This window comes from Streptomyces sp. NPDC031670 (genome assembly GCF_055580545.1).
This window is the reverse complement of record NZ_JBVILC010000006.1, coordinates 357706-383556: the sequence shown is the minus strand read 5'-3', so window position 1 is coordinate 383556 and position 25851 is coordinate 357706. Positions and strand designations below refer to the sequence as shown.

At 72.9% G+C, this 25851-nt stretch carries 24 protein-coding genes and 1 riboswitch; of the genes, 17 read left to right on the top strand and 7 right to left on the bottom strand.

What is annotated here, in order from left to right:
• Positions 1 to 62 precede the first annotated feature (62 nt).
• Positions 63 to 1127 (top strand): anthranilate phosphoribosyltransferase, encoded by a 1065-nt coding sequence (trpD, locus tag ACZ5ID_RS15045; protein ID WP_468897458.1) that lies wholly within the window; start codon positions 63 to 65, stop codon positions 1125 to 1127.
• A gap of 88 nt (positions 1128 to 1215) precedes the next feature.
• Positions 1216 to 1333: riboswitch (SAM riboswitch) on the top strand.
• A gap of 230 nt (positions 1334 to 1563) precedes the next feature.
• Positions 1564 to 2973: an aminotransferase class V-fold PLP-dependent enzyme gene (locus ACZ5ID_RS15040; protein WP_468897456.1), complete on the top strand. Its 1410-nt coding sequence runs from the start codon at positions 1564 to 1566 to the stop codon at positions 2971 to 2973.
• Between the two features lie 183 nt (positions 2974 to 3156).
• Here the strand turns inward: ACZ5ID_RS15040 and ACZ5ID_RS15035 are convergent, their stop codons facing one another.
• Together ACZ5ID_RS15035 and ACZ5ID_RS15030 are read right to left on the bottom strand one after the other, a co-directional pair.
• Entirely contained in the window at positions 3157 to 3438 is a 282-nt protein-coding gene (locus ACZ5ID_RS15035; protein ID WP_067158275.1) for an Lrp/AsnC family transcriptional regulator, read from the bottom strand.
• Positions 3435 to 4178, bottom strand: a complete 744-nt coding sequence (locus ACZ5ID_RS15030; RefSeq protein ID WP_468897454.1) for a rhomboid family intramembrane serine protease — start codon at positions 4176 to 4178, stop codon at positions 3435 to 3437. Before ACZ5ID_RS15030 ends, ACZ5ID_RS15035 begins: the two co-directional genes overlap by 4 nt.
• Before the next feature lie 188 nt (positions 4179 to 4366).
• On the opposite strand from ACZ5ID_RS15030, the gene ACZ5ID_RS15025 reads away from it, so the two are divergent.
• The 5 genes from ACZ5ID_RS15025 to ACZ5ID_RS15005 all read left to right on the top strand — a co-directional run bounded on the left by ACZ5ID_RS15025 (position 4367) and on the right by ACZ5ID_RS15005 (position 9821).
• A complete protein-coding gene (locus tag ACZ5ID_RS15025; RefSeq protein ID WP_406554663.1) occupies positions 4367 to 4612 on the top strand; it encodes a hypothetical protein in 246 nt (81 codons plus the stop codon).
• Positions 4613 to 4654: 42 nt separating this feature from the next.
• On the top strand, positions 4655 to 6016 hold the full coding sequence (locus ACZ5ID_RS15020) for an NYN domain-containing protein (RefSeq protein WP_468897452.1): 1362 nt from the start codon (positions 4655 to 4657) through the stop codon (positions 6014 to 6016).
• Positions 6017 to 6270: 254 nt separating this feature from the next.
• A complete protein-coding gene (locus ACZ5ID_RS15015; RefSeq protein WP_468897450.1) occupies positions 6271 to 7296 on the top strand; it encodes a C40 family peptidase in 1026 nt (341 codons plus the stop codon).
• Positions 7297 to 7558: 262 nt separating this feature from the next.
• Complete coding sequence (locus ACZ5ID_RS15010; protein WP_468897448.1) at positions 7559 to 8575, top strand: C40 family peptidase; 1017 nt, start codon at positions 7559 to 7561, stop codon at positions 8573 to 8575.
• A 16-nt stretch (positions 8576 to 8591) separates the two neighbouring features.
• The gene (locus ACZ5ID_RS15005) at positions 8592 to 9821 is read left to right on the top strand and encodes a hypothetical protein (RefSeq protein ID WP_468897447.1); all 1230 of its coding nucleotides are present in this window, start codon (positions 8592 to 8594) and stop codon (positions 9819 to 9821) included.
• Positions 9822 to 9836: 15 nt separating this feature from the next.
• Here the strand turns inward: ACZ5ID_RS15005 and ACZ5ID_RS15000 are convergent, their stop codons facing one another.
• A complete protein-coding gene (locus ACZ5ID_RS15000) occupies positions 9837 to 10361 on the bottom strand; it encodes a PadR family transcriptional regulator (protein ID WP_468897445.1) in 525 nt (174 codons plus the stop codon).
• An 85-nt stretch (positions 10362 to 10446) separates the two neighbouring features.
• Here ACZ5ID_RS15000 and ACZ5ID_RS14995 point away from each other — a divergent pair, with 85 nt between their 5' ends.
• The gene (locus tag ACZ5ID_RS14995) at positions 10447 to 11781 is read left to right on the top strand and encodes an MATE family efflux transporter (protein ID WP_468897443.1); all 1335 of its coding nucleotides are present in this window, start codon (positions 10447 to 10449) and stop codon (positions 11779 to 11781) included.
• On the opposite strand, the gene ACZ5ID_RS14990 is transcribed toward ACZ5ID_RS14995, so the two are convergent.
• The gene (locus ACZ5ID_RS14990; protein WP_468897441.1) at positions 11739 to 12974 is read right to left on the bottom strand and encodes a glycosyltransferase 87 family protein; all 1236 of its coding nucleotides are present in this window, start codon (positions 12972 to 12974) and stop codon (positions 11739 to 11741) included. The genes ACZ5ID_RS14995 and ACZ5ID_RS14990 overlap by 43 nt on opposite strands.
• Positions 12975 to 13086: 112 nt before the next feature.
• Between ACZ5ID_RS14990 and ACZ5ID_RS14985 the strand changes: the two genes are divergently transcribed.
• Positions 13087 to 14229: a glycosyltransferase family 4 protein gene (locus tag ACZ5ID_RS14985; protein WP_468897439.1), complete on the top strand. Its 1143-nt coding sequence runs from the start codon at positions 13087 to 13089 to the stop codon at positions 14227 to 14229.
• Positions 14230 to 14763: 534 nt separating this feature from the next.
• The gene (locus ACZ5ID_RS14980; protein ID WP_468897438.1) at positions 14764 to 16383 is read left to right on the top strand and encodes a GMC oxidoreductase; all 1620 of its coding nucleotides are present in this window, start codon (positions 14764 to 14766) and stop codon (positions 16381 to 16383) included.
• A 30-nt stretch (positions 16384 to 16413) separates the two neighbouring features.
• Here ACZ5ID_RS14980 and ACZ5ID_RS14975 read toward each other — a convergent pair whose 3' ends face one another.
• Complete coding sequence (locus tag ACZ5ID_RS14975) at positions 16414 to 18210, bottom strand: AMP-dependent synthetase/ligase (RefSeq protein WP_406554787.1); 1797 nt, start codon at positions 18208 to 18210, stop codon at positions 16414 to 16416.
• Between the two features lie 273 nt (positions 18211 to 18483).
• Between ACZ5ID_RS14975 and ACZ5ID_RS14970 the strand changes: the two genes are divergently transcribed.
• The 6 genes from ACZ5ID_RS14970 (at position 18484) to ACZ5ID_RS14945 (ending at position 23364) form a co-directional block, all read left to right on the top strand.
• Positions 18484 to 19245 (top strand): metallophosphoesterase family protein, encoded by a 762-nt coding sequence (locus ACZ5ID_RS14970; protein ID WP_468897436.1) that lies wholly within the window; start codon positions 18484 to 18486, stop codon positions 19243 to 19245.
• A gap of 93 nt (positions 19246 to 19338) precedes the next feature.
• Positions 19339 to 19821, top strand: coding sequence for an SRPBCC family protein (locus ACZ5ID_RS14965; protein ID WP_468897434.1), 483 nt, complete (start codon positions 19339 to 19341; stop codon positions 19819 to 19821).
• A gap of 2 nt (positions 19822 to 19823) precedes the next feature.
• Positions 19824 to 20990 (top strand): ArsA family ATPase, encoded by a 1167-nt coding sequence (locus tag ACZ5ID_RS14960; RefSeq protein ID WP_468897432.1) that lies wholly within the window; start codon positions 19824 to 19826, stop codon positions 20988 to 20990.
• A 64-nt stretch (positions 20991 to 21054) separates the two neighbouring features.
• Complete coding sequence (locus ACZ5ID_RS14955; RefSeq protein ID WP_468897430.1) at positions 21055 to 21507, top strand: DUF5304 domain-containing protein; 453 nt, start codon at positions 21055 to 21057, stop codon at positions 21505 to 21507.
• Between the two features lie 66 nt (positions 21508 to 21573).
• Positions 21574 to 22515, top strand: coding sequence for an ROK family glucokinase (locus tag ACZ5ID_RS14950; RefSeq protein ID WP_468897429.1), 942 nt, complete (start codon positions 21574 to 21576; stop codon positions 22513 to 22515).
• Between the two features lie 78 nt (positions 22516 to 22593).
• Entirely contained in the window at positions 22594 to 23364 is a 771-nt protein-coding gene (locus ACZ5ID_RS14945) for an endonuclease/exonuclease/phosphatase family protein (RefSeq protein WP_468897427.1), read from the top strand.
• A 213-nt stretch (positions 23365 to 23577) separates the two neighbouring features.
• On the opposite strand, the gene ACZ5ID_RS14940 is transcribed toward ACZ5ID_RS14945, so the two are convergent.
• Together ACZ5ID_RS14940 and ACZ5ID_RS14935 are read right to left on the bottom strand one after the other, a co-directional pair.
• Positions 23578 to 24132 (bottom strand): hypothetical protein, encoded by a 555-nt coding sequence (locus ACZ5ID_RS14940; protein WP_468897426.1) that lies wholly within the window; start codon positions 24130 to 24132, stop codon positions 23578 to 23580.
• A complete protein-coding gene (locus ACZ5ID_RS14935) occupies positions 24125 to 24904 on the bottom strand; it encodes an alpha/beta hydrolase (protein WP_468897424.1) in 780 nt (259 codons plus the stop codon). The genes ACZ5ID_RS14940 and ACZ5ID_RS14935 overlap by 8 nt, the downstream gene beginning before the upstream one ends.
• A 154-nt stretch (positions 24905 to 25058) precedes the next feature.
• Here ACZ5ID_RS14935 and ACZ5ID_RS14930 point away from each other — a divergent pair, with 154 nt between their 5' ends.
• Positions 25059 to 25838: a lysophospholipid acyltransferase family protein gene (locus ACZ5ID_RS14930; protein WP_406556065.1), complete on the top strand. Its 780-nt coding sequence runs from the start codon at positions 25059 to 25061 to the stop codon at positions 25836 to 25838.
• Positions 25839 to 25851: the final 13 nt, after the last annotated feature.

Sequence of the window (25851 nt, the reverse complement as noted above, 5' to 3'; positions counted from 1 at the left end):
CCCCGGGGCTGGATAGGGTGGTCCACGATTCCCCTATCCGTCGGTGGACCCAGGAGCGGACCATGAACGTTGTGACCCCGGCAGGCGGCGACAGCGTGGCGGCCTACTCCTGGCCGGGCGTACTGGACGCACTGCTCAGCGGCACCGACCAGAGCGCCGAGGCGACGGCCTGGGCGATGGACTCGATCATGCGCGGCGAGGCTACCGACGCGCAGATCGCCGGGTTCGCGGTGGCCCTGCGGGCCAAGGGCGAGACGGTCGCCGAGATCACCGGCATGGTCCGCGCGATGTACGAGCACGCCAATCTGATCGAGGTGCCCGGCCGGACCGTCGACATCGTCGGCACCGGCGGCGACGGCGCCAAGACCGTCAACATCTCCACCATGTCCGCCATCGTGGTGGCGGGCACCGGCGCCAAGGTCGTCAAACACGGCAACCGGGCCGCGTCCTCCGCCAGCGGCGCCTCCGACGTCCTGGAGAAGCTCGGCGTCAACCTCGACCTCACCCCCCGGCAGGTGGTCCAGGTCGCCGAGGAGGCGGGCGTCACCTTCTGCTTCGCGGTCAAGTTCCACCCCGCCCTGCGGTACGTCGCCGCGGCCCGGCGCGAACTCGGCATCCGCACCACCTTCAACTTCCTCGGCCCGCTCACCAACCCCGCCCGGGTCATGGCCCAGGCCACCGGGGTCGCGGACGCCCGGATGGCGCCGATCGTGGCCGGGGTGCTCGCCGAGCGCGGCTCCTCGGCGCTGGTGTTCCGCGGCGACGACGGCATGGACGAGCTGACGACCACCGCGACCTCCCGGGTCTGGGTGGTACGGGACGGGGCAGTGCGCGAGGAGGCGTTCGACCCCAGGGACGTGGGCATCGGCCTGGTGCCGGTGGAGGCGCTGCGCGGAGCGGACGCCTCGTACAACGCGGACGCGGCCCGCCGGCTGCTGGCCGGGGAGACCGGGCCCGTACGGGACGCGGTGCTGCTCAACTCGGCGGCGGCGCTGGTCGCGCTGGACCCGGGCCCGGGCACCCTCGTGGAGCAGATCCGGGAGGGGATCGCCAGAGCGGCCGAGTCGGTGGACTCCGGGGCGGCGAGACGGGCCCTGGAGCGGTGGGTGGCGGCCAGCAACGCGTAGCCGCCGCCCGGGTGCGTGACGCGGGGCGCGGTCCGGATGCCGGACCGCGCCTTGCGCGTACGCCGACGTATGGCAGGATGCTTTCCAAGGTCATGAGTGACAGCGACTACGGCCCCGGCCCGCTGTCCGGCAACCCTCCGTCCGTGGCGGGGTGCCCCGGGTGAAGACCAGGCCGCAGGCAGCGAGGTCGGCGGCAAGCGCGGACCCCTGCGCACCCGTTCTCCGGGTGGCGCGCCCCTGGGGTCCTGGTCCTCAAGGGAGCAGTCTCGTGAGCAAGCGAATGCGATAGGGCCTTCGGCCCCTTCTTCTGTACACCTCCGTACGCCTTCTTCGCGTACGTCGAGGTCACCCCCCGTGCGTCCGGCGCCGCCGGTCGGTCCGCCGCGCCCCGGGGGCTCCACAGCCGATTCGCCTCGACCTGCCGGGAGATACCGCCATGTCCGCATACGCGTCCACGCCCACCGCCACGTCCGCCGTCACCTCCCCCTCGCTCTCGTCCCCGTCCGAGCGGCCCTGCTGCGCGGCGCCGCTGCCGGTGCTCGGCCGGGACGTCACCGTTCCGCTCGTCACCGGCGGCGAGGTGACGTACGCGGCCCTCGACTACGCGGCGAGCGCCCCCGCCCTCCAGCGGGTGTGGGACGACGTGGCCGCGTACGCCCCCTACTACGGCAGCGTGCACCGGGGCGCGGGCTACCTCTCGCAGCTCTCCACCGACCTGTTCGAGAACAGCCGGGCGACGGTGGCCGAGTTCCTCGACTGCCGCCCCGGCGACCAGGTGGTCTTCACCCGTTCGACGACGGACTCGCTGAACCTGCTGGCCCGGGTGCTCCCGGCCGACTGCCAGGTCTTCGTCTTCGAGACCGAGCACCACGCGTCGCTGCTGCCGTGGCGGGACGCGCGGGTCACGTACCTCGACGCGCCGCGCACGCCGCGGCAGGCGGTGGCGATCCTGGAGCGGGCGCTCGCCGACCGCGACCCCTACGGTCCGGCGCTGGTCTGCGTCACCGGTGCCTCCAACGTCACGGGTGAGCTGTGGCCGGTGAAGGAGCTGACGGCGGCGGCGCACGCGCACGGGGCGCGGATCGTGCTCGACGCGGCGCAGCTGGCGCCCCACCACCCCGTCTCCGTACGGGAGTCGGACGTCGACTGGATCGCCTTCTCCGGGCACAAGCTGTACGCGCCGTTCGGCTCGGGGGTGCTCGCCGGGCGCGCGGACTGGTTCCAGGAGGCCGAGCCGTACCTCGCGGGCGGCGGCGCCTCCCGTACGGTCGCGCGGCGCGCGGACGGCGGGGTGGACGTCGAGTGGCACACCACGGCCGCCCGCCACGAGGCCGGCTCCCCGAACGTGATCGGCGTGTACGCCATCGCGTCCGCCTGCAAGGCGCTGACGGAGGCGGGCTTCGACGCTCTGGTGGAGCGGGAGCGGCACCTGATCGCGAAGGTGCGGGAGGGGCTGGCGGCGGTGCCGGAGGTACGGGTGCTGTCCCTCTTCGGCCACGACGCGCCGAGGGTCGGGGTGATCTCGTTCGTCGTGGACGGCTGGAACAGCTCGCACTTCGCGGCGGCGCTGTCGGCGGAGTACGGGATCGGGGTGCGGGACGGCCTGTTCTGCGCGCACCCGCTGGTACGGACGCTGCTCGGCGGGGAGCCGCAGGAGCAGGGGGAGTGCGGGGCGCCCGAGGGCGAGCCGGGGGAGCGGTCCCTGAACGCGATCCGGGTCAGCTTCGGGGCGGGGACGCCGGATGAGCATGTGGAGCGGTTCGTGAGGGCGGTGCGGGAGTTGGTGGGGGAGGGGGCGAAGTGGTCGTACCAGGTGGAGGGGGGCCGCTGCGTCCCGGCAAAGTGACGTCCCCGGGGCTACGCCCCGGCCCCCTCTTTCGCCTGCGGACCGCGGAGGGTCGCTCGCGCAGTTCCCCGCGCCCCCAACTGCCCAGGGGCGCGGGGAACTGCGCGCTCAGCCACCCACCGGGCCGCACACGAACCCCGGGCCACGGCTGAGGCGAAATTCGGGTCGCCGCCCGCCCGAGGGCTACGCGTCGAGGCCGATCGCGAACGCCGCCTCCAGGTCGTGCTGGGAGTACGTCCGGAACGCCACATGCGTGTCCGTCACCTCCACGCCCGGGATCTTGCTGATCCGGCCGGGGATGATGTCCGCGAGGTCGTCGTGGCGGGCCACCCGGACCAGGGCGATCAAGTCGTAGGTGCCGGTCACCGAGTACACCTCGCTGACGTTCTCCAGCGACGCGATCGACTCCGCGATCTCGGGGATCCGGTCCACGCTGGTCTTGATGAGCACGATCGCGGTGATCACGGCTGGTTCTCTCCCTCGGTGGCGGCCGGCACGGAAGGCTTCGGCCGTTTCGGTCGTTTCACTCTAGCCGTCCGGCGGAACCGGACCCAGGCGTAGAGAAAGCCCAGGCCGAAGCCGACGAGATGGGCCAGGTAGGCCACTCCGGGCCCGGCCGGAGCGGCCCGTACGGCCAGCCACTGGAGCACGAACCAGAACACCAGCACCGGCGCCGCCGGGAAGCGCAGCGGCAGGAAGAAGAGGAACGGGAAGAGGCTGGTGACCCTGGCCCGGGGAAAGAGACAGAGGAAGGCGCCCAGGACGGCGGAGATCGCCCCGGACGCGCCCACCAGCGTCTGGTCGGAGGCCGCGTGCACCACCGCGTAGGCCAGCAGGGCGAGGTAGCCCGCGCCGAGGTAGAAGAGCGCGAAGCCGGTCCTGCCCATGCGCTCCTCGGCCATCGCACCGAAGACGTGGAGGAAGAGCATGTTCCCCAGCAGGTGCAGCCAGTTGCCGTGCACGAAGAGCGCGGTGAGGGGGGTGAGGAGCGCGCCGGGGTCACCGGCCGTGAGTTCGTTCGGGACGACACCCCACCGGGCGAAATACGTGCTCTGGGCGGCGAGCAGCGCGTCACCGGTCCCGTAGGAGGGGTTGAGGCCCGAGACGGGGCTGACGAGGAAGACCAGGCAGCAGGTCGCCAGCACGGCGTAGGTGACCACGGGGCCCCGCACCACCGCCGCCCGTACGGCGCTCGGCTTGATCATGAACAGAGCATGGCGTACCGGGACCGAACGGTACAGACCGCCTCGCCGTGCCGGGGGATACCCGGTAGGCCGTAGGGTTACGGGCAGTACATCCGCAGTTCGACGGCGCACCGCGAGATCCCCGACCACATCTTCGACACGAAACCGTGGAAATCCGTGGAAAATCCGTGGAAAGAGGACAGCACCCCATGACGAGCGTTCCCCAGCCCACCGCCACCACGCGGTGGCGCTGCACCCTCTGCGGCAATCTGACCCGCTTCGACGTCACCCGTTCGTCCAAGGTCGTCGAGTACGTCCATCTGGACCTCGCCGGAGAGCCGAAGGTCGAGGAACGCGAGGTGGTCAGTGAGACCATCGAGTCGGTGCGCTGCCGCTGGTGCAACGCGGTGGACCAGATCGAACTGGTGGACAGGCCGGGCGCCGGCTCCGAGTGAGCCGCCCCGGTGAGTGACGGACGACAGTTGAGGTGACGGATCGTGGAGCATGCAAGCGGTGCCGAACCGGCCGGTGCGGCCGGTGACGGCCCCGCCGAGGTGCTCGACCGACCGCTTCCCGAAGGGGTGCGGCGCAGGGTCGTCGCGCTGGTCTCGGACGCCTTCGGCGGGCTGACCGTCGCCGAACTGCCGTCGCAGTTGCGGCAGTACGCCCGTTTCACCCCGACTCGTCGTGCCAAGTTCGCCGGCAACGCCATGGCCGCGGCCCTGGAGTCCGACCCGGTCTTCCGGCAGCGGATCGGGGAGCGGTTCAAGGAGGGGCAGCCGGAGCTGGCGGGCGCGCTGGAGTCCGGCGCGCCGCCCGCGGCGGCCGACCCCGTGGACGTCGCCGCCGCCGCGTACGTCCTGCGCCCCACCGGCTGGGTGAAGCTGGTCGCGGCGGCCGGCGAGGAGGCCCAGCGGGCGGACGCCGAGCGCGCCGACGAGGAGGGCCGGCGCGAGCTGGAGCGGCTGCGCGGCGAGCTCGCCGAGGCGCACGAGCGGCTGCGCACCGAGCAGGAGGAGCTCCGCGCCGACCTGGCCGCGGCCCGCAAGGAGGCCGAGGCGCTCCAGCGCAAGCTGCGCAGCGCGCTCAGCGACGTCAAGCGCGGCGAGGCCGCCCTGCGCAAGGTCACCGGGGAGATCGACGGCATCAGAGCGGAGGCGGCGGCCCGGGTGGCCGCCGCCGAGAGCGAGTCGCGGCGGATCAGGACCCGGCTCACCGAGGCCGAGGCGTCCGCCGAGGCGAGCCGCCGCGCGGTGCGCGAGGGCCGCTCGATCGAGGACATGCGGCTGCGGCTGCTGCTCGACACGGTCCTGGACGCCGCCTCCGGGCTGCGGCGCGAACTCGCCCTGCCCCCGGCCTCGGTGCGGCCCGCCGATACCGTGGAAGCGGTCGAACCGGGGCAGATGACCCCGAAGGACATCGCTGCCCGCGCGCTCTCCGAGACCGATCCGGCGCTTCTGGACCAACTGCTCGCGCTGCCCCAGGTGCATCTGGTGGTGGACGGCTACAACGTCACCAAGACCGGCTATCCGACGATGCCGCTGGAGAAGCAGCGGCTGCGGCTGCTCGGCGGTCTCTCCGTGCTCGCTGCGCAGACCGGCGCCGAGGTGACCTGCGTCTTCGACGGCGCCGAGCTGGCCGCGCCGGTGCTGCTGGCGCCTCCCCGCGGGGTACGGGTGCTCTTCTCCAAGGCCGGGGTGACCGCCGACGAGCTGATCCGCCAGCTGGTCCGGGCGGAGCCGTCCGGGCGGCCGGTGGTGGTCGTCTCGACCGACCGTGAGGTGGCCGACGGAGTGGCCAAGGCCGGAGCGCGTCCGGTTGCGTCCGTCATGCTCCTGAAGCGGCTTTCGCGCGTCTAGCAACTCCTGCGTTCAATGCCCGAATTCGGGTGATCAGTTCCCAGCGCTCTGTCAAGTGCCCACTACTACGGGTGGGATGACTGTAAAGAATCCTCCTTTCGACCGAGTTTTTTCCCATCAGGATTTGAACTGATCACAGGGAGGTCACTAGGGTCGGCTCGAACCTTCACGCGGTTGATCACTCGTCCGGGTGGCCGTGGAGGTACCGCCGAGTCCTTCGCTGTTCGGCGCTGAGGAAGAAGGAGCTCGCCTTCGTGGCGTCCCACCGTCGACCCAAGCCTGCGAGCCGCACCCGCGTGACCGTGCTCACCGCAACCGCCGCCGCAGCCGTCGCTCTCACGTCCCAGGCCGCGCACGCGGACCCGAAGCCGTCGAAGAGCGAAGTGAAGTCCAAGGTCGACAAGCTCTACGACGAGGCCGAGCAGGCCACCGAGAAGTACAACGGCGCCAAGGAGAAGCAGGACCAGCTGGAGAAGCAGGTCGGCGCGCTCCAGGACAAGGTGGCCCGCGGCCAGGACGAGCTCAACAAGCTCCGTGACGGCCTCGGTTCGATGGCCTCGGCGCAGTACCGCTCGGGCGGCATCGACCCCTCGGTCCAGCTCTTCCTCTCCGCCAACCCGGACGACTTCCTGGACAAGGCGTCCTCGCTGGACCAGTTGAGCGCCAAGCAGACCGAGGCGCTCCAGAAGATCCAGGAGAAGCAGCGCAGCCTGGCGCAGCAGCGCAAGGAGGCCCAGGACAAGCTGAAGGACCTCGCGGACACCCGCAAGGAGCTCGGCAGCAAGAAGGCCGAGACCCAGTCCAAGCTGGCCGCCGCGCAGAAGCTCCTCAACTCGCTGACCGCCGCCGAGAAGGCGTCGCTCGCCTCCGACGACGCACGCGCCAACCGCGCCAACGAGCGCGTCGACCTCGGCCACGAGGCCCCCGCCTCCGGCCGCGGCGCCGCGGCCCTCGCCGCCGCCCAGACGCAGATAGGCAAGCCGTACGTGTACGGCGCCACCGGCACCGCCTCGTTCGACTGCTCCGGACTCACCTCCTGGGCCTACCGCCAGGCGGGCATCTCCATCCCGCGCACCTCGCAGGCCCAGGCCGGCGCGGGCACCCAGATCGGCCGCAGCCAGCTCAAGCCCGGCGACCTGGTGCTCTTCTACGGCGACCTGCACCACGTCGGCCTGTACGCGGGCAACGGCCAGGTGCTGCACGCCCCGAAGCCGGGAGCCGTCGTCCGCTACGAGGCGATGGACAACATGCCGTTCCAGTTCGGCGTCCGCATCGCCTGACGCCCGGGCCCCCGCGGCCCGCGTATAACAACTCGGTTGCCACCGCCCTCCGAACGGGCGAATTCCGGCAACTCGCGCTGACGCCACGCCCCGCCGGTGACCTGTGATCTCCGGCGGGGCGTCACTTTGCGTACACGTCCGGGTCTTTGGACCCCGTGTGGTCGTCCGACTACTGTCCGGCGTGCGGTTCCCCCGTGATCGTCCAACTCGTCGCCCACCGGGGCGGCAGGGGCCCGCACCAGCGGAAGGAGTGCGGCTTCCCGTGGCGTCCCATCGCCGTCCCACGCAGTCCGGGCTCTCCCAGAGCACCCGGGTCACCGTCCTGTCCGCCGCGGCGGCCACCGCGGCGGCGGCCTTCGCGGCCCCCGCCGGCGCCGAGCCGGCCGGCACCGGCAAGGAGCGCGTCGACCGGCTCTTCGCCCAGGCGGAGGAGGCCACCGAGCAGTACAACAAGGCGGACGAGCGCGCCGACCTCCTGCGCGAGCAGGTCAGGAACGCGCAGGACAGCGTCGCGCGCGGCCAGGAGCGCATCAACCGGATGCGGGGCGCGCTCGGCGCGATCGCCGGCGCCCAGTACCGCTCGGGCGGCATCGACCCCTCGATCGCGCTGCTGCTCTCCGAGGACCCCGACTCGTATCTCGACAAGGCCGCGGCCCTCGTCCGGATCGGTGAGCGCCAGAGCGCCGAGCTGCGCGAACTCCAGCAGGAGCAGCGGCGGATCGGCCAGCAGCGCACCGAGGCCACCCGCAAGCTCGCCGAGCTGGAGCGCAGCCGTGTGGAGGTCGCCCGGCACAAGCGGACCGTCGAGTCCAAGCTCGCCGAGGCCCGCCGGGTGCTGTTCGCGCTGCCGACCGCCGAGCGGGCCGCGTTCGACCGGGTCTCGCGCTCGGGGCGCGGCGCGCTGCCCGACCTGAGCGGGGCGGTGCCCGCCTCCGGGCGGGCGGCGGCGGCCGTCGCGGCGGCCCGCCAGGCGGTGGGCCGCCCCTATGTGTGGGGCGCCAACGGTCCCTCCGGCTTCGACTGCTCGGGCCTGATGCAGTGGTCCTACGCGCACGCGGGCGTCGGGCTGCCGCGCACCTCGCAGGCGCAGCGGTACGCCGGGCGCCGGGTCTCCCTCTCCGAGGCGCAGCCCGGGGACCTGGTCGCCTACCGCTCCGACGCCAGCCATATCGCGATGTACGTGGGCAACGGCCAGGTCATCCACGCCCCCTACCCGGGCGCGCCGGTGCGCTACGACCCGGTGGGCATGATGCCCATCTCCTCGATCACCCGGGTGTGACCGTACGATCGGGAGGATGGCGTACGGCTGGCTGAGCGGCACAGGGCGACGGCGCACGGCGGGATACGGTCTCGCCGCGCTGCTGTTCCTGGGCGCCTGCTCGGCCCCGGCCCCGCGCCCCGACCCCGTCACCGGGCAGGTGCAGCGCACCCTGGACGGCCGGGCGGCGGCCGTCCTCGGGCACGACGAGCGCGGCTATCTGGCCGCCCTGGATCCGGGGGCGCCGGGTCTGCGGGACGCCCAGCGCGCCGAGTTCGCCAATCTGCGCCAGGTGCCGCTGAGCGCCTGGGCGTACCGGGTCACCGACGTCAGCCGCACGGGCGGCCGGGCCACCGCCCGGGTGGAGCTGCGCTACCGGCTCGCCGGGTACGACAGCGCGCCGGTGACCTCGGCCAGGGTCATGGACCTGGACGAGCGGTCCGGGCACTGGTACGTGACGGGCGACCGGGCGGGCGAGGGCGCGGCCGAACCGCTCTGGCGCCAGGGGCCGGTGTCGGTGGTGCGCGGCGTACACAGCCTGGTCCTCGGCGTCGGCCAGGACCGGCCGACGCTCCGGCGGATCGCCGACACCGCCGACCGGGCCGTACCGGCCGTGACGGCCGCCTGGCCCGGCCGCTGGGCGGGCCGGGTGGTGGTCCTGGTGCCCGCTTCGCTCGACGCGATGGCCGCGCTGCTCGCCGCGCCCCCGGCCTCGTACCGGGGCATAGCCGCGGTCACCACGGGTGAGGCGGGCGCGGGCGGGGCGGCGCCCGCGGACCGGGTGATCGTCAACCCCGAGGCGTACGGCGTGCTGGGCGACCTCGGCCGACGGGTCGTCCTCACCCACGAGACCACCCATGTCGCCACCCGCGCCCGCACCTCCTCCGCCACCCCGATGTGGCTCTCGGAGGGGTACGCGGACTGGGTCGGCTACCGCGGTACCGGGCGCACCCCCGCCGAGGCCGCGCCGGAGCTCCAGGAGGCGGTGCGGCGCGACGGACCGCCCGGCGACCTGCCCGCCGACTCCGACTTCGGCTTCGAGGGCGGCGCGGACCGGCTGGCGCGCGCCTACGAGGGCGGCTGGCTGGCGTGCCGCATGATCGCCGAGCGCTGGGGCGAGGCGAAGCTCGCCGCTCTCTACGCGCAGGTGGGCGGCCAGAAGCACCGCGAGGGCGCGGTGGAGAAGGCGCTCAACGACCAACTGGGCACCACGCCGCGCGAGTTCACGTCCCTGTGGCGCGGCTACGTCCGCGACCGGCTGGGCTGACCCGCCCGGCGCCGCTCAGCCCTCCAGCGCCTCGATCGCCTCGGCCAGCCACTTCTTCTCGGCCGTGCCGGTGGCGCGGGCGATCCTGAGCATCCCCTGACGGAAGAGGTCGGGGCTCTCCTCGGCCCGTACCGGCTCGCCGTCGCGGTAGAAGAAGCTCGCGGGGGTGTTCAGGAACTCCTGGCGGCGGCGGAGCACGGCGGCCTGCTCGGCCCGGTCGGGCAGCCGCCCGAGGAAGGCGAGCAGGGTGAAGAACCGCTGTCCGTCGGTGATGTCGACGTCCTTGGGGTGGCGAAGCCGCTCCAGCAGTCCGGCGCGGCCCGCCTCGGTGAGGGAGAGGATCCGGCGGGGGGCCGCGCCGCTGCCGGGTCCGGTCCGCTGCTCCAGCTTCCCCGCCTTCACCAGGCGTGTGATCGCCGGGTAGAGGGCCCCGTCGCTCACCGGCCGGACGTGGCCGCTCAGACCCTGGATGCGCTCCTTGAGCTCATAGCCGTGCAGGGGTTCCTCGTCGAGGAACCCCAGGATCGTCAGCTCCAGCACCCGCTTCTCCTTCCGCCGTGCGCCATGGTATCTCTTTTCGCTGTACCTCGAATCGAGGTACAGCGAAAAGAGGGGGGATGTTTCCGTGTCGCACCGTCGTCGGCTGGTCTCGCTCGCGTACCCGGTCTACTTCGAGCTCCTGGCCGGGGTCGCGGCCGGGGTGATCAACACGGTCTGGGTGGCCCGGCTCGGCCCGGGCGCCGTAGCCGCGGTCGCCGTCGCCACCAATGTGGAGAACCTGCTGCTCGGCCTGATCCTCATGGCCGGTACCGGCACCGCCGTGCTGGTGGCCCGGGCCAGGGGCGCCGACGACCCGGGCGGGACACGGGCCGCCGTCCGCGGCGGCTGGGCGCTGTGGGCCCTGATCACCCCCGTGGTCGCCGTCGGCGGCTACCTCGGCCGCGATGCGCTGGCCGCCCTGGTGCTGGGCGGCGCGGACGACGGCGTACTGGCCCTGACGTCCGGCTACTTCGCCATCGCCCTGCCCGGGACGGCGGTCTTCTTCGCCACCAACGTCGTCGACGGCATCCTCAAGGGCGCGGGCGACACCCGCACCCCGATGCGGCTCGCCTTCCTCGCCAACGCGCTGATCCTCGTCCTCGACCCGCTGCTGATCCTCGGCTGCGGTCTGGGCGTGCGGGGCGCGGCCCTCGCCACCCTCACCGGCCGGACCGCCGCGCTCGCCGTGGGCCTGCTCGCGCTGCGGCGCCACCCCTGTCTGCGCGCCGCCCGCCGGGCCGCGCCGGGCGAGCCATGGGCAGCCGGTCTGCGCCGCGCCTTCACCACCGGGCTGCCCATGTCGCTCGACTTCGTCGTCCGGATGGCCGGGGCGCTCGCGCTGGTCGCCGTGGTCGCCCGGATCGGCGTCGGGGAGGCCGCCGCGTACGGCATCGCGACCAAGGCGATGTACACCGCCACCATGGCCTTCTACGCGGTACGCCAGGCCGCCTCCCTCCACACCGCCGCGCTGCTCGGCGCGGGGCGCGACGAACGGGCCGCGGTCGGGCGGCAGGCCGCGCTCCTCTCCGGCGCGCTGGGGCTCACGGCCGCGCTGATCCTGCTCGCGGCGGCGCCCTGGATCATGGCGGTCTTCGGTGCGAGCGGGGAGGTGGCGGCGGCCGGGGCGCTCTATCTGCGCTGCCTGGGCCCCTACTTGGTGCTGCTCTCCGTCGTCATCGCCCTCGGTGGCGTCTTCGAGGGCAGCGGGGGCAGTCCGGCGCTCGCCGGGATCACCGCGTGCGGCGTCGCCCTCCAACTGCCGCTCGCGGTCGGCCTCTCCGGCGCCGGTCTGCCGGGGATCTGCCTGGCCATGGCGGCGTCCATGGGGCTCCAGTGCGCGGCCGTCGCCCGGATGCACCGGCGGCTGCGTACGGCCGCTCAGCGCACCAGGACCGAGAAGAGCCTCGTGCGGACCTGCTGAACGGGCAGCGGGGGGCGGGGCACCGTGGCGCGCCACAGGCGGCGGCACGCGCTCACCGAAGCCACCACCAGGAGCCCGTTGCGGACGAACAGGAGCAGCACCCCGAGCCAGTCGCTCGCCACCACGTGCGAGAACCAGATGGGGAACTCCAGCAGGGTCACGCCCGCCGCCGCCAGTACCAGATACGCGGGGGGCGCCATCGGGGAGCGGCGCCGGACCAGGCACACCGCCGCGAGGCCCACCAGCCAGATCAGGTACTGCGGGCTGATCACCCGGCTGGTGGTGGTGAAGAGCAGCACGGCCGTGAAGGCGGCGTCCGCGAGGGTGCCGGGGCCGGGGCGGCGCGCCCGCAGCCGCCACAGCAGCAGCCAGCCGAACGCCAGCGCGGTGAGCCCCATCGCCAGGGTGGAGACCAGCGGTACGTACGGGCCGAGGAACTCCACCGACCCGTAGTTGAGCTGCGCCCGGCCCCGCCAGCCCAGATGGCGGGCCACATGGAAGACGAGGGCGCCGAGCGACTCCACCTCGGTGCCCCGGTCGCGCTGGAAGGTGAGGAACGCGAAGGCACCCGGCGCGACCGCGTGGCACACCAGCAGAAAGACGCCCGCGGTGACGGCCGCCGTCGCCCAGGCCCGGCGCGGCGCCCGGGCCAGCAGCAGCACGGGCCACACCTTCAGCAGCGCGCCGAACGCGGCGAGCGCCCCCAGCACCCGGGGGCGGCGCGCCCCCGCCAGCAGCGCGCCCACCGCGACCGCCGTCACCATCAGGTCGTAGCGCGCGTACGCGGTGGGCCCCAGCAGCGGTACGCCCCACACCCAGAGCCAGGCGCCCGCGCGGGACCCGCCGGGGCGCCCGGCCGCGTACAGCAGCAGTCCGAGGACCAGCGCGTCGGCGAGGAGCACGAGGACGAAGAAGGCGGCGGCGTAGTCGAGGAAGGGCAGGGCCGCGGGGGAGAGGATCGCCAGCGCCGCGGCCGGCGGGTACTGCCAGGTGACGTCGTCCAGCGGATACGTGCCGGTCCTCAGCACCTCGTACCAGCCCTGGTAGATGACCGACACATCGCTGGTGACGTCCGGGCCCGGGACGACCAGCACCCGCAGGACGCAGAGCAGCAGCAGGCACCGGGTGACGGCGAACATCGCGAGGAGTCCCGGCACGCTCCTCGCGCGCCCTGTGCCGCTTCCTTCCGACATGCACACCCCGTCCCTGTATCGCGTGGATCGGGCCTTTCGCCCGCCGCCTCATGATGCCGGGCGGGGCCGGGCGCGAGCGACGAGGCGGGGCCGTTCGGTACTGTCGGCGGCGATGCACAAGACGTTGATCGTGACCAATGACTTCCCGCCGCGCCCCGGCGGGATCCAGGCGTTCCTGCACAACATGGCGCTGCGCCTGGACCCGGAGCAGCTCGTCGTCTACGCCTCCACCTGGAAGCGGGGCCGCGAGGGCGTCGAGGCGACCGCCGCCTTCGACGCCGAGCAGCCCTTCACCGTGGTGCGCGACCGCACCACCATGCTGCTGCCCACCCCCCGGGTGACCCGGCGCGCGGTCGCCCTGCTGAAGGAGCACGACTGCTCCTCGGTGTGGTTCGGGGCCGCGGCGCCGCTCGGCCTGATGGCGCCCGCGCTGCGCCGGGCGGGCGCGGAACGCCTGGTCGCCACCACGCACGGCCACGAGGCGGGCTGGGCCCAGCTGCCGGGCTCGCGGCAACTGCTGCGGCGCATCGGTGAGGGCACGGACACGATCACGTACCTGGGCGAGTACACCCGCTCCCGGATAGCCGCCGCGCTCAGCGCGGGGGCGGCCGACCGGATGGTGCAACTGCCGCCGGGGGTCGACGAGAAGACCTTCCACCCCGGCTCGGGCGGCGACGAGGTCCGGGCCCGCCTCGGACTCACCGACCGGCCCGTCGTGGTCTGCGTCTCCCGCCTCGTCCCCCGCAAGGGCCAGGACACCCTGATCCTCGCCATGCCGTCGATCCTCGCGCGCGTGCCGGACGCGGTGCTGCTGATCGTGGGCGGCGGGCCGTACGGCAAGGAGCTCCGCGCCCTGGCCGAGAAGACCGGGGTCGCCTCCTCGGTCCGCTTCACCGGCGCGGTGCCGTGGGCCGAGCTGCCCGCGCACTACGGCGCCGGAGACGTCTTCGCCATGCCCTGCCGCACCCGCCGGGGCGGCCTCGACGTGGAGGGCCTGGGCATCGTCTACCTGGAGGCCTCGGCGACGGGCCTGCCGGTGGTGGCGGGCGACTCGGGGGGCGCGCCGGACGCGGTGCTGGAGGGGGAGACGGGGTTCGTGGTGCGTGGGGGCTCGGCGCAGGAGTCGGCTTCCCGCATCGTCACCCTCCTCCAGGACCCTGACCTGCGTCGGCGGATGGGGGAGCGGGGGCGGGCGTGGGTGGAGGAGAAGTGGCGGTGGGACTTGCTGGCGGAGAGGTTGAAGCGGTTGCTGTGAGGCCCGGGCTTTGTCTGCGGGTGGGTGGTGGCTCGCTCGCGCAGTTCCCCGCGCCCCTTTCTGGCCCGGGCTTTGTCTGCGGGTGGGTGGTGGGTTGCTCGCGCAGTTCCCCGCGCCCCTAAAAGCCTGTGGCTGAGCTGGACTCCCCGGCTGCGGCCAACCCCCAGGGGCGCGGGGAACTGCGCGACCGGCCACCCACCGGGCCGCAGGTGACGAACTGCCCTGCGCGACCGGCCACCCACTGGCCCGCAGGCGACGAACTGCCCAGCGGCGCGGGGAACTGCGCGACCGGCCACCCGCCGGGCCGCAGCTGACGAACCGCCCAGGGGCGCGGGGAACTGCGCGAGCAACCCACCACCCACCCGCAGGCGATGCACGACCCCTCCCCGCTTGCGGGAAGGTGAGCAACCCACCACCGGCCCGCAGACGAACCCCGGGCCCACGCACACTGCACACTCCCACCCCTGACGGTCACTCAGATTTAAGACAGCGTGACCACTGGGCGGAAGCCCGAATTCCGCCCATGCTGCGCGCATGACACCAAAACTGACGCGCCGTCACCTCCTGGGTCTCGGCGCCCTCCAGACCGCCGCCCTGCTGGGCCTGCCCAGAATCACCCTCGACCCCGCCCGCGCCGCGCAGGCGCAGGCCGTCACCCACACCCCCGCCCTGGTCATCGGCTCCGGCTACGGCGCCGCCGTCGCCGCGCTCAGGCTCGGCCAGGCCGGCGTCCAGACCCTCGTCCTGGAGATGGGACGGCTCTGGGACACCCCCGCCCAGGACGGCAAGGTCTTCTGCTCGACCTCCGCCCCGGACCAGCGCTCCATGTGGTTCCGCACCCGCACCGAGGCACCTCTCGCCACGTTCCTCTGGCTGGATGTCGTCAACAAGACCATCAGCCCCTACCCGGGCGTCCTCGACCGCGTGAACTACGGCGACATGTCCGTGTACGTGGGACGCGGCGTCGGCGGCGGCTCGCTGGTCAACGGCGGCATGGCCGTCACCCCCCGCCGCGACTACTTCACCCAGGTCCTGCCGGAGGTCGACGCCGCCGAGATGTACGCCACGTACTTCCCGCGCGCCAACGCCATGCTCGGGGTCAACTCCGTCGACCCGGCCTGGTTCGAGTCCACCGAGTGGTACAGGTTCGCCCGTACCTCCCGCAAGGCCGCCCAGAACGCCGGGCTGAGGACCGTCTTCGTGCCCAACGTCTACGACTTCGGCTACATGCAGCGCGAAGCCGCCGGCACCGCCACCCGCTCCGCGCTCGCGGGCGAGGTCATCTACGGCAACAACCACGGCAAGAGATCCGTCGACAAGACCTACCTCGCCGCCGCGCTGGGCACCGGCAAGGTCACCATCGACACCCTGCACCGCGCCCGCGCGATCCGCCGGGAGCCCGACGGCACGTACGTCGTCACCGCCGACCGCATCGACCTGACCGGAAAGGTCGTGGAGACCCGGGAGATCGGCTGCGGCAGACTCTTCCTCGGCGCCGGCAGCCTCGGCACCACCGAACTGCTGGTGCGCGCCCGCGAGAGGGGCACACTGCCCGCCCTCGACCCGGCCGTCGGCACCGGCTGGGGCCCCAACGGCAACATCATGACGGCCCGCGCCAACCACGTGTGGGACACGGTGGGCGCCGACGAGGCCACCATGCCCGCCCTGGGCATCGACGACTGGGACAACGCCGCCGGCCCGGTCTTCGCCGAGATCGCCCCGCTGCCCATGGGCTTCGAGCACTGGGTGAGCCTCTATCTGGCGATCACCAGGAACCCCCAGCGCGGCACCTTCTCGTACGACCCGGCGACCGACTCCGTGAAGCTCAACTGGACCAGGGCGCAGAACCAGCCCTCGGTCGACGCCACGAAGAGGCTCTTCGACCGGATCAACCTCAGGAACGCGACGATGTACCGGTACGACCTGTTCGGCAACGGCACCCCGTTCGCGGACGGCTTCTGCTACCACCCGCTCGGCGGCTGCCCGTTGGGGCGGGCGACCGACGGCTACGGGCGGGTGAAGGGGTATCCGGGCCTGTACGTCACCGATGGAGCCCTCATCCCCGGCTCCATCGGCGTCAACCCGTTCGTCACGATCACGGCGCTCGCCGAGCGCAACGTCCAGCGCGTCCTCGCGGAGGACGTCCCGGCCTGATGATCGGTCGGCCTGATCGGCCCCGCCCGATCAGTGCGCGTAGATCGCCTCGATCTCGTCGGCGAAGTCCTTCGCCACGACATTGCGCTTGAGCTTCAGCGACGGGGTGATGTGCCCCGCCTCCTCCGTGAACTGGGAGGTGAGAATGCGGAATTTCCGCACCGATTCCGCCTTGGAGACCGCCGCGTTGCCGTCGTCGACCGCCCGCTGCACCTCCGCCAGCAGCTCCGCGTCCTGCCGCAGCGAGGCCGCCGAGGAACCGGCCGGCTTGCCGTGGTCCGCCGCCCAGTGGGCCAGGAACTCCTCGTCGAGCGTGACCAGCGCGCCCACGAACGGCCGCCCGTCACCGACCACCATGCACTCCGCGACCAGCGCGTGCGCGCGGATGCGGTCCTCGATCACCGCCGGGGCGACGTTCTTGCCGCCCGCCGTGACGATGATCTCCTTCTTGCGGCCCGTGATCGCGAGGTAACCGTCCTCGTCGAGCGTGCCGATGTCCCCGGTGTGGAACCAGCCGTCGGCCAGCGCCTCCGCGCTCGCCGCCTCGTTGTTCCAGTACCCCGTGAACAGGTGCTCGCCGTGCAGCAGCACCTCGCCGTCGTCCGCGATGCGCACCACGGAGCCCGGCAGCGGCTGCCCGACCGTACCGATCTTCTGGCGGTCCCACGGGTTGAACGCGGTCGCGGCGCAGGACTCGGTGAGGCCGTAGCCCTCCAGGACCGTGAAGCCGATGCCCCGGAAGAAGTGGCCGAGCCGCTCGCCCAGCGGGGCGCCGCCGGAGATCGCGTACTCGCCCTTGCCGCCGAGCACCGCGCGCAGCTTGCTGAAGACCAGCCGGTCGAAGACCTTGTGCTTGATCTTCAGGCCGAGCGAGGGGCCCTGCGGGGTGCCGAGCGCGCGGCTGTAGGCGATGGCGGTGTGGGCGGCCTTGTCGAAGATCGCGCCCTTGCCGTCCGCCTGCGCCTTGGCCCGCGCCGCGTTGTAGACCTTCTCGAAGACCCGCGGCACACCGAGGATCAGCGTCGGCCGGAACGAGGCCAGCTCGTCGGTGAGGTTCTTGATGTCCGGTACGCAGCCGAGCTTGATCGGCGCCATCACCGACGCCACCTCGACGAGCCGCCCGAAGACATGGGCCGCGGGCAGGAAGAGCAGGACCGAGCACTCGCCGGTGCGGAAGAGCGGCTTGAGGCGCTCGACCACGTTGCCGCACTCCGCGAAGAAGGCGCGGTGGGTCAGCACACAGCCCTTGGGGCGGCCGGTGGTGCCCGAGGTGTAGACGATGGTCGCCGGGTCGTCGGCGTGCGCCGAGGACATCCGCTGGTCGAGCAGCTCGTCCGAGATGTCCGAGCCGCCCGCGGTGAGCTGCGCCACCGCGTCCGCCTCCAGCTGCCAGACGCCCTTGAGGGCGGGCAGCGCCGACTGCACGGCGGTGACGGACGCCAGGTGCGCCTCGGTCTCCACCACGCACAGCGTCGCGCCGGAGTCGCCCAGGATCCACTGGATCTGCTCGGGCGAGCTCGTCTCGTACACGGGGACGGTGACCGCGCCCGCGCTCCAGATGGCGAAGTCGAGCAGCACCCACTCGTAGCGGGTACGGGACAGCAGGGCCACCCGGTCGCCGGGCTCGACGCCGGCGGCGATGAGGCCCTTGGCCACGCCGCGGACCTCGGCGAGGAACTGGGTGGCGGTGACATCGGTCCAGCGTCCCGCGACCTTGCGGCCCATGACCGCGACATCGGGATGCTGAGCGGCATTGCGGCGGATCAGATCCGTCAGGTTGCCGTCCGTGGGGACCTCGTACAGGGCCGGAAGGCTGAACTCGCGCAAGACTGCTGCTCCTCATCGGGCGCCGGTGCCACGGCTCTGTGTGACGCACCGGCTGCGGTCCAAGATCGGGCAGGTGCCCGGAGCAACTTGTTGGGGGTCTGCTCCGAGCACGACTGGACTGCCCGGACGTTACCCACCGGTAGTGGGTTCCCGATAGGGGGTCCTGGTCAGATGTTCGCTGCGTCACACGGATTTCGCGCCGCTTGGCGCACAGTAGTCCACTCCTTTCGCGACTCGGAAGTAACCGCAGGTCCGGCCGCCTAGGGTGGCTGCATGCGAGTACATGTGATCAGCGATGTGCACGGAAACGCCGAGGGCCTGGCGAAGGCGGGCGACGGCGCGGACGCCCTTGTCTGCCTGGGTGACCTCGTCCTTTTCCTCGACTACGCCGATCACTCGCGCGGGATCTTCCCCGACCTCTTCGGCGTCGAGAACGCCCACCGGATCGTCGCCCTGCGCACCGCCCGGCGCTTCGAGGAGGCCCGTGAGCTGGGCCGCTCGCTGTGGGCCGGACTCGACCGGGAGGCCGCCATCGAGGCGGCGGTCCGCCGGCAGTACGCCGAGATGTTCGCCGCCTTCCCCACCCCGACGTACGCCACCTACGGCAATGTCGACATACCGACCCTCTGGCCGCAGTACGCCGGTCCGGGCATCACGGTCCTGGACGGCGAGCGGGTCGAGATCGGCGGCCGGGTCTTCGGCTTCGTGGGCGGCGGACTGCGCACCCCGATGCGCACGCCCCACGAGATCTCCGACGAGGAGTACGCGGCCAAGGTCGAGGCGCTCGGCGAGGTCGACGTGCTCTGCTCGCACATTCCGCCGGACGTCCCCGAGCTGGTCTACGACACGGTCGCCCGCCGCTTCGAACGCGGCTCGCGCGCCCTGCTCGAAGCCATCCGCAAGACCGGGCCCCGGTACTCCCTCTTCGGCCACGTCCACCAGCCGCTCGCCCGCCGGGTCCGGATCGGCCGCACCGAATGCGTGAACGTCGGCCACTTCGCCGCCACTTCCCGGCCCTTCGCGCTCCGGTGGTGAGCCGGGCACCGGCGAGAGGCCCCGGCGGCACGCGATAGCCTGCACGTCTACCGACCCCCACACACCGGCCCGCGCACTGGAGGAGCCACGACGATGGCGGAACACACCAGCTCGTCTATCACCATCGAGGCGGCACCCGCCGACGTGATGGGGGTGATCGCCGACTTCGCCCGGTACCCGCAGTGGACCGGAGAGGTGAAGGAGGCCGAGGTGCTGTCCAAGGACGCCGAGGGCCGCGCCGAGCAGGTCCGTCTGGTGCTGGACGCGGGCGCCATCAAGGACGACCACACCCTCAAGTACACCTGGGACGGCTCCCGCAAGGTGAGCTGGAGCCTGGTGAAGTCCCAGATGCTGCGCTCCCTCGACGGCTCGTACAGCCTCGCCGACGCTCCCGGCGGCCACACCGAGGTCACCTACCAGCTGACCGTGGACGTCAAGATCCCCATGCTCGGCATGATCAAGCGCAAGGCCGAGAAGGTCATCATCGACCGCGCGCTCGCCGGTCTGAAGAAGCGCGTCGAGAGCGGCGCGGCCGGCACCGCCGACGGCACCGCCGACGGGACCGAGAAGGCCTGAGGATGCGCACGGTCCTCGTCACCGGTCCCGGCGGCGCGGGCCGCACCACCGTCGCCGCCGCGACCGCGCTCGCGGCGGCCCGGCGCGGTGCGCGCACCCTGCTCCTGTCCGCGGACCGCGAGGACTTCGCGGCCCGGCTCCGCGGCGACGAGGACGTGCCCGGTCTCGACGTCGTACGCATCGACTCCGCCGCCCACTTCCGCGGCGAACTGCTCGCCCTCCAGGACCGCGCCACCACCGCCCTGGAGCTCCTGGGCGCGGGCCGCCTCGACGAGGAGGAGCTGACCGAGCTGCCCGGCGCCGAGCAGCTCGCCCTGCTCAGGGCGGTGCGCGAGGCGGCGGCCGGCGGCCACGACCTGGTCGTCGTCGACATGCCGCCGGTCCACCAGAGCATCGCCGCCCTCGCCCTGCCCGGGCAGCTGCGGCGCTATCTGCGCCGGCTGCTGCCGCCCGAGCGCCAGGCCGCCCGCTCGCTGCGCCCGGTCCTCGCCCAGCTCGCCGGGGTCCCGATGCCCGCGCGGTGGCTGTACGAGACGGCCGCGCGCTGGGACGCGGAGCTGGCCGCCGCCGAGGCCGTGGTCCGGGACCCGGCGACGACCGTACGGCTGGTCGCCGAGCCCGGCGCGGCCGGTGTCGCCGCCCTGCGCACCGCCCGGCTCGGTCTGGCGCTGCACGAGATCACCCCGGACGCGGTGATCGCCAACCGGGTGCTGCCCACCGGCTCGACGGACCGTTTCCTCGCCGCGCTCTCCGGCCGCCAGCAGTGCGCGCTCAAGGAGCTGGCGGAGGAGTTCGAGGGCGTACCGCTGTACGAGGTCGCGCACCTGGGCCGCGATCCCGAGGGCCCGGAAGACCTGGACGAACTGGCCGGCGGGAGCGGGCCGTGGGCCGGGCACGCCCCCGCACCCGCCCCGGCCTGGCACATCGAGGACCGGCTGGCCGACGACGGCGTCCTGGTGTGGCACCTGCCGCTGCCCGGCGCCGACCGGGACCGGCTCAACCTGGTGCGGCGCGGCGACGAACTCCTGCTCACCGCCGGACCGTTCCGCAGGATCGCCCCCCTGCCCTCCGCGCTGCGGCGCTGCACGGTCTCCGGCGCCGGGCTCACCGACGGCGTGCTGAGGATCCGGTTCACCCCGGACCCCGACCTGTGGCCCCGGACATCCTGAACGCCGTACCCCCGTTCGGGTAACGTCGAGAGGACAGACCCTTCCTCAGCAGCTGGAGTCCGCCATGAGCGAAGCCACCGAGCGCCCCGCACCCGACGCGGATGCCTGGGCCGACGCGTGCGCCGAGGACCTCGCCGAGGAGAAGGCGCGCCGCCGCGCCGCCTACGGGACGCAGCCCGGCTCGGCCGCCGAGGAGCTGCGCAGACTGGTCGACGCCGTCGCCGACAAGGTCTCCTCCCTGCGGTCCTCGCTGCCCGGCATGGCCGCGCAGAGCGCCGTGCAGCAGCTGATCGGCCAGGCCAGGGCGGTGGTCGAGCCGGTCATCGAGCGCAACCCGGACGTCTTCGACCACCTCGCCGCGGCCGGCGGCGAGCTGCTGGCCGCCTACCGCTCGGCGGTCGAGGGCGCCGAGCGCCGCTGGACGGCGGGCGGCCCGTCCGACAGCGCGTCCGGCGGGGCGAAGAAGGACGACGGCGGAGCGGGCGCGGGCCCGACCGAGCACATCGACCTGGACTGACTGACCGGTGCCCGCCCTCGGGTACGGTGGGCCTTAGCGGGGCTCGACCGAAAACTGAGGGACTTAATGGGACTCACCATCGGCGTCGACATCGGCGGCACCAAGATCGCGGCGGGAGTGGTCGACGAGGAGGGCCACATCCTGGAGACGCACACCGTGCCCACGCCGCTGACCGCTGACGCCATCGTGGACGCGATCTGCGCCGCGGTCGAAGGGGCCGGCAAGGGGCACCAGATCGACGCCGTCGGCATCGGCGCCGCCGGATACGTCGACGACAAGCGCGCCACCGTCCTCTTCGCACCCAACATCGACTGGCGCCACGAGCCGCTGAAGGACAAGGTCGAGCAGCGGGTCGGGCTCCCCGTGGTGGTGGAGAACGACGCCAACGCGGCTGCCTGGGGCGAGTACCGGTTCGGTGCCGGCCAGGGCCACGAGGACGTCATCTGTATCACCCTCGGCACGGGCCTGGGCGGCGGCATCATCATCGGCAACAAGCTGCGCCGTGGACGCTTCGGCGTGGCCGCCGAGTTCGGGCACGTCCGGGTGGTGCCCGACGGCCTCCTGTGCGGCTGCGGCAGCCAGGGCTGCTGGGAGCAGTACGCCTCGGGGCGCGCGCTCGTGCGGTACGCCCGCCAGCGCGCCAACGCCACCCCCGAGAACGCCGAGATCCTCCTCGGCCTCGGCGACGGCACCATCGAGGGCATCGAGGGCAAGCACATCAGCGCCGCCGCCCGGCAGGGCGACCCCGTCGCGGTGGACTCCTTCCGTGAACTGGCCCGCTGGGCGGGCGCGGGCCTGGCCGACCTGGCCTCGCTCTTCGACCCCTCGGCGTTCATCGTCGGCGGCGGTGTCTCGGACGAGGGCGAGCTGGTCCTCGACCCGATCCGCAAGTCGTTCCGGCGCTGGCTGATCGGCGGCGAGTGGCGTCCGCACGCCCAGGTGCTCGCGGCCCAGCTCGGCAACAAGGCCGGTCTGGTCGGCGCGGCGGACCTGGCCCGCCAGGGCTGAGCCCCCGCCCCCGTACGGTGGTTGAGCGCCCGCCGCGTCCGTCACGGACGCGGCGGGCGCTGCTCTATCTTGTGCCCCATGCCGCTCACCGATCTTCCCGCGTCCCGTACGGAGAACGGCTCGGCCGTGATCCGTGTCCTCAGCTACAACATCCGCTCGATGCGCGACGACACCGCGGCACTGGCCCGGGTGATCAGCGCCTGCGACCCGGACCTGGTCCTCGTCCAGGAGGCGCCGCGCTTCTTCCGCTGGCGCAAGGCCGCCGCACGACTCGCGGCGGCGAGCGGCCTCGTGGTCCTCAGCGGCGGCGCCACGGCCGCGGGCCCGCTGCTGCTGTGCTCGCTGCGGGCGGTGGTGGAGCGCACCCAGGACGTCCTGCTCCCGCTCACTCCGGGCCTGCACCGACGCGGCTTCGCCTCCGCGGTGGTACGGGTCGGGGGCGCCCGGCTCGGGGTCCTCAGCTGTCATCTGAGCCTTCAGGCGGAGGAGCGGCACACCCAGGCGGGGCTGCTGCTCGACCACCTCGCGGCGCTGGACGTGCCGCACGCGGTCGCGGGCGGCGATCTGAACGACCGCCCCGACGGCCGCGCGTTCCGCCGCCTGGCGGACGGGCTCCAGGACTGCTGGGCGGTACGGCCCTGGGGCGGTGAGTACACCTCGACCCCGGCCGACCCCCATCAGCGCATCGACGCGCTCTTCGCCACGGCGGGTGTGGAGGTGCTGGGGTGCGGGGTGCCCGTAGGGCTGGCGGGGGTGTCGCGGGCGGACCTCGTCGCGGCGACGGACCATCTGCCGGTACTGGCGGCGCTGCGGGTCCCGACAGATCCCCCCACCCCGCCCCTCCCCTGAACCCTCCGGGGGACCATGTCGCCCGCCTGCGGCCTGGTGGACGGTTGCTCGCGCAGTTCCCCGCGCCCCTTGATGCGCCCCCTTCGGGCGCCCAGGGGATTGCCGCGCAGCGCCATTCAAGGGGCGCGGGGAACTGCGCGACCGGCCCACGGCCGGGCCGCAGATGAACCCCGGGCAGAACAGGGGGCCGGGGCCGAGCCCCGGGAAGGAGAGCTAGACCACCGCGCCCCGGCCCGGGTCGTCGTCGCCCTCGTCGTCCTGGCTCATCCGGGCGAACAGGGTGGCGAAGCCCCCGATGAAGCCGCCCACCCCCAGCGTGGTGAGCCACCAGGTGAACTCCCAGCGGAGGATCGCCGCCAGCAGCATCAGCAGCGGACCGCCGATCACCGCCAGCCAGGCGAACTTCGCCGTCACGTCCGACTCCGGCAGCGGCGGCGGCTCCGGCGGGACGAAATGGCCCTCGTCACCGTCGTCCGTGCCGTCGTCGGAGGGCTCCTTCACCGTGAAGTCCCGCGGCCCGCCCACCCCGGGCGCGAAGACCACCGAGCTGCCCAGCGGTCTGGGCCGGGGCTCGGGCGGCTCGGGCTTCGCCGGGGCCTCGGGCGTGATGTTGGGCTCGCTCTCCAGGAGCGCCAGGTCCTCCACCGACTTGAACGGCTTGGCGCCCGGCGGGTCGGACGGCTCGTCGCCGTACCCCGCCACGATCGCCGCCCAGGCGGCCTCCTCGTCGATCGGCTGCGGCTCGCGGTCCGCGTCGTGCTCAGCCACCGGTCATGCTCCCCTTCATACCGACACCAGGAGCGAGGCGGCCGATGAACGCGTGACTCTCCTCGAAAATCCGCTCCGCATCGTGGTCCAACGTCGCCACGTGGTAGCTGTGTTCCAGGAGGATCTCGGTGACGTCCGCGGACGAGACCCGGCGCAGGATCCGCGCCGAGTCGGCAGGCGGCACCACATGGTCCTGCGGGCTGTGCAGCAGCAGCAGCGGCTGGGTGACCTGCGGCAGCTCGTGGTCGACCAGCCGGAAGAAGTTGCGCAGGGCGTGCGCCGAGTGCAGCGGCACCCTGTCGTACCCCACCTCCGCCGAGCCCTCCTTGGCGATGTCGCTGGCGATGCCCTTGGTGGAGCGCACGAAGTGGCGCACCACCGGCAGCGCGTGCGCGGCCAGGCCGTGCACCTTGTTGCCCGGGTTGACCACGACGACGCCGCTGACCGCGTCCCCGTGCTTCGCCGCCAGGCGCAGGGCGAGCGCGCCGCCCATGGAGAGGCCGAAGACGAAGACCTGCTCGCACCGGCCGCTCAGCTCGCGCAGCGCCCGGTCCACTTCCGCGTACCAGTCCTGCCAGCCGGTGAGCTGCATGTCCTGCCAGCGCGTGCCGTGTCCGGGCAGCAGCGGAAGCTCGACCGTCAGACCGCGCTCGGCCAGGAATTCGGCCCAGGGGCGCAGCGACTGCGGGGAACCGGTGAAGCCGTGACAGAGGAGGACGCCGACCTCTCCGCCCTCGTGGCGGAACGGCTCGGCTCCAGGGAGGACCGGCACCGGGGTCTCCTGTTCATGAGCAGGGGCTGGGGAGTCGTACTTCACGGTACGCGACCGGACTGACACCGACCAGAGCCGTCACCGGCCCGCGCGCGGAAGGGCGGGTCCCGTACGGGTTAAGGTCTGTTCGACAGACAGAGGGAAGGCATCCGAGTTGATCTACGGCGCTATGAAGTTCTCCATCGGCGGATCGCTGAAGCTTGCCTTCAGGCCCTGGGTGGAGGGCCTCGACAACATTCCCGCCGAGGGGCCGGCGATCCTCGCCAGCAACCACCTCTCCTTCTCGGACTCCTTCTTCCTGCCGGCGGTCCTCGACCGCAAGGTGACGTTCATCGCCAAGGCGGAGTACTTCACCTCGCCCGGCGTGAAGGGCAGGCTGACCGCCGCCTTCTTCAAGGGCGTCGGCCAGCTCCCGGTGGACCGCTCCGGCGCGCGCGGCGCGGGCGAGGCGGCCATCAAGAGCGGTATCGAGGTGCTGGAGCGCGGTGAGCTGTTCGGGATCTACCCGGAGGGCACCCGCTCGCCCGACGGCCGCCTCTACCGCGGCAAGCCCGGCGGCCTCGCGCGCGTGGCGCTCGCCACCGGCGCGCCCGTGATCCCGGTCGCCATGATCGACACGGAGAAGATCCAGCCGCCCGGGAAGGTCATGCCCAAGCTGATGCGCCCCGGCATCCGCATCGGCAAGCCGCTCGACTTCAGCCGCTACCACGGCATGGAGGGCGACCGCTTCATCCTGCGCTCGGTGACCGACGAGGTCATGTACGAGATCATGAAGCTCTCCGGCCAGGAGTACGTGGACGTCTACGCGACCGCGGCCAAGCGCCAGATCGCGGACGAGGCCAAGCGGAAGGCCGACGAGGAGAAGGCGGCCGAGCGAGCCGAGAAGGCCCGGGAGGCCGAGCAGGCCAAGCGGGCGGAACGGCCCGGCGACTAGGGCGGCGGTACCG